Source organism: Paracoccus sp. SM22M-07, from assembly GCF_001887735.1.
In the GTDB taxonomy this organism is placed as follows: domain Bacteria; phylum Pseudomonadota; class Alphaproteobacteria; order Rhodobacterales; family Rhodobacteraceae; genus Paracoccus.
The window spans coordinates 1-1,841 of the sequence record NZ_JPKW01000041.1; the positions used below are offsets into that span (position 1 = coordinate 1).

The 1,841-nt window shown below is 62.4% G+C and carries 2 protein-coding genes; one reads left to right on the top strand and one right to left on the bottom strand.

All coding sequences use genetic code 11. From position 1 onward, the window contains the following. Positions 1–181 precede the first annotated feature (181 nt). The gene (locus tag IE00_RS19320) at positions 182–1,057 is read right to left on the bottom strand and encodes a LysR substrate-binding domain-containing protein (protein WP_072298779.1); all 876 of its coding nucleotides are present in this window, start codon (positions 1,055–1,057) and stop codon (positions 182–184) included. A gap of 139 nt (positions 1,058–1,196) precedes the next feature. On the opposite strand from IE00_RS19320, the gene IE00_RS19325 reads away from it, so the two are divergent. Continuing rightward, the coding region (locus IE00_RS19325; RefSeq protein WP_139291564.1) for an MFS transporter at positions 1,197–1,841 on the top strand (645 nt) is incomplete at its 3' end.

The following is a 1,841-nucleotide window of genomic DNA, read 5'->3' on the forward strand; positions in this document are numbered from 1 at the left end:
AGCGAAGCTTGCGATCGCTGTATTGCAGCTCTAACCGCGTGCGTGGTCGTGGCGCTTCCGTGACGAACCTGTCCCATAGGGCATCCTTCCATTCCCTCGAAAGAATCTCACCATCAAATCGTGGGATCAAACACCTAGGGTCATAATACCAGACCCATCCCCCTTCCCGGGTGATTAAACCCTACCCGCTGCCGTACCTGTCGATGCACCAGGACCACACGGCATCGACGGCACTGCCGGGCGGGGATGACCGCTTCCGCACCAGGTAGAACCCCGTGTCGGCATCGAAGCCTGCGTCGCCGAGGTTCAAAAGGCGCCCCGCATCCAGATCCTCCTGGACAAAGGCCCGACATGCTATTGCAATTCCCTGACCTGCCAGCGCCGCGTCCAGCGCCAGGGACGACTGGTTGAACACTGCACCCGGTACCTTGCCATGGGTCCCGAAGTATCTGGACCAGTAGTCGTAGCCGTCATGCAGAAGCGGAAGGTCGGCGATCTGATCGGGTGCTGTCTCGGATGAGGGCACGCCCGGCAGGTGCGGGCTTGCCACAAGAACAAGCTTTTGCGAAAACAGAAAGCGGGCCTCCAACGCGGACGGGAAGGGGGGACGCGCTTCCCTGACCGCAAGATCGACCTGATCGCGGTCGAAATCCGAGATACTGGTCGTCGCCACGGTGCGGAGTTCTACAGACGGAAGCGCCGCCTGCAGGGCCGGCAACTGCGGGATCAGCATCCGGGTCGCGAAAGTCGGTGTAACGCTGATGGTGACGGCATCCGCACGATGCTGCAGCTGATCGGTGGCGGCACTCAGCAGCGCGAAGGCGCGCGACACGTCAGCAAGGTACGCCTTCCCCTCTCCCGTCAGCGCGAGGCCGCGTGGCATCCTGTGAAACAGCGGAAGGCCCAGATGATCCTCCAGGAGCCGAACCTGCTGCGCGACCGCGCCCTGCGTGACGCCCAACTCCTCGGACGCCGCGCGGAAGTTCAGATGGCGCCCGGAGACCTCAAAGGCGCGAAGGGCATTCAGTGACGGCAGCGTCCTGAGGGAGATCGGCATTTTGATCCTGCAGTTTTTCTACTGGATAGCCGTGTTTTATCTCGCGCGTAAGGCTCCGCGACATCGGTCATAAGGGGCGTGACGCCCCGACCGTGGGGCAGATCGATACCTTATCTATTTTTTGCAGATCGGGACCGCCATGACTGCCCACCGTTCACTTCTGATGCCGACCTCCTATTCGGTGATCCTGGCCGTCAGCGGCACGCACCTGATCAATGATCTCATCCAGTTCCTGCTGCCAGCACTCTATCCGGTGCTGAAGACAGAGTACGCGCTCAGCTATTTTCAGCTGGGGCTGCTGACGCTGGCGCAGCAGATCACGGCCTGCTTTCTGCAGCCGATCATGGGCCTCTACGGAGATCTCAGGCCCAAACCCTACATGCTGGCAGTATCCATGGCGGTGGTGGCGGTGGGCGTCGTGATATTGGCCTTGGCCAGTTCATTCGCACTCCTGCTCGCGGCTGCTGCGGTGCTTGGCATCGGTTCGGCACTGTTTCATCCGGAGGCCTCGCGTGTCTGCCGCATGGCCTCGGGTGGCAGGTTCGGTTTCGCCCAGTCCAGCTTTCAGGTCGGCGGCAACACCGGGACCGCCCTCGGGCCCCTTGCCGCGGCGCTGTTCGTTCTGCCCTTGGGGCAGGTCAGCACGGTATGGTTCGGCCTGCTTGCCGTGATCGGGTTCGTGATCCTGATCCGGATCGCAGGCTGGTTCGCCAATCACCAGAGGATGCTGAAGTCGGCCGGAACCCCGCGGACCGAGGGCCCGCAACTGTCACGCCCGCAGCTG